Annotated in this window: 1 protein-coding gene; it reads right to left on the bottom strand. The window is 38.3% G+C overall.

The annotated features are described in order from the left end of the window. Positions 1–1,567, bottom strand: a 1,567-nt coding sequence (gene istA / locus ACSVDD_RS29865; protein WP_510167031.1) for an IS21 family transposase, incomplete at its 3' end; no start/stop codon positions are given. Positions 1,568–1,777: the final 210 nt, after the last annotated feature.

Raw genomic sequence — 1,777 nt, 5'->3', positions numbered from 1 at the left:
TTAGATCACCTTCTTCCAATAACGCAGTATAAGCAGCTATATTGCGCTTTTGTGCTTCAGTTTCCATGACCCAGCCAGATAGGCTGTTTAGGGGTGAGACTGTCTCAGCGGTGTCAATCACTGTGTCATGTTCCCGTCGTTGTCGTTTAAGGTATAAAACGATATCGCTGAAATCCGTTGCACTGTATAAGTTTCTTTTGATACATTCTCGCAGAGCTGCTGTTAGTAATTGTCCATTAGTTTGTTTTGCTTCTCTTAATATGATCTGTAACTGATCACGGATATATCTTGGGTACTTCTCACGAAGTTTATCTAGGTAATCATGTGCTACATTTGTTTCTTCAAATTGATTGGCCACGGTATCAATAAATGCATCTATCCCTTTCGAGCGATCTCTTGTATGCTTTCTATCTTTTATTAATAGACCTCTGCCTTCTGGTATCTGATGTTTGGCTAGGAGTTCTCCCGTTTCTGATTGGTAGATTAATAAATGCCTATCTTCTGTTTCCCTAATCGAGACCGTTTGATGCTTATTAAATGTGCCCAGTGGAAGAGAGTACCTGTTGGACAAGTATCGAATGGTATTGTCCTTATGGACGCTTCTTGTTATACTATTTTCATAATCGTTTAGGAAATGGATATTTCCTGAGACTGGTCTTAAGTGTTGCTTTTCCAAGGAGAACACTTCGACCGGTCTTTTTTTTGTTGTATTATGGATTTTAAAATTACCTGTGCGATTCAACCATTCCCAACCCTGCTCATTCCAGGAATCAATGTTGTGGAAAATTCTATGTTTAGCGAAATTATGCTTAATAAAACCTACTACATTTTCTATTTTCCCTTTACTCTCTGGATCAGCTTTCCTACAAACCCGAAGATTAATTTTCCTCGTTTGTTTATATTGTTGGAACTCTTTAGTGAGGATGAGATCCCCGCCATTTTCGCTGACCACAATCAAGCTGTCCTGATCATATACTAGTTCTCTTGGAATTCCACTGAACCATTGAAATGCATTTTCATGAGCCTGAATGACATCTTGGGTTGTATATGGTCTATCTAGCCATTCTTTATATTTATATCTTGAGTTCGATAAAACAAAAGCAATGAAATTCAGCCTAACCTCCTTGTTATCATGTGTTCTTTGTTTTGTATGCCCAAAGTCAACTTGAATTTGTTCTCCCATTGGGGAATCAGGAATAGCTTCATAGTCTCTAGGTGATGACTCTTTCATTATTTTATATTCTTCACGTAACTGTTTTACGTAATCTCTGACTGTACTCTCACCAATCTCCAGTTCTTTATACCTTTCCTTTAGCCAATCCTCCACTTGTGCAGAAGACATATCAGGATGCTGCCTTAACCAGGATAAGATTAACTCTTTGTAGGGATCTAACTTTTTCTTGCGTGTTTGTATAGATTCTACCCACTCTGCCATCTCCGAAGGAGACCTCCTAAGATGACGATAAACAGTCGATCTAGATACCCCCAGCTTCTCAGCCACCTTTGATTTACTAAACCCTTGTTTTATTAACTGCTTTATTTCCATATACACTTCCCACTTATCCACCTTTTGTCTGTCCTCCATTGCTGTATGATCAAATATCCATATCATACAATGGCGACAACAGTTATTTTACTGGTATATTTGGGTAAGCAAGTGTTTCATCTTATCCAGCGAAAACTGTCTACTTTAGTTTAGCAGTCACAGGAAGGTGTAATTAGTACCAAAATTGATTATTTATCCGCAAAAAACAACATCGAAGAAGCCTTTCCTACC

This window comes from Azospirillum terrae (genome assembly GCF_053470425.1).
Note: the sequence above shows the minus strand (reverse complement) of the source record. Positions and strands in the feature narration are given on the sequence as shown.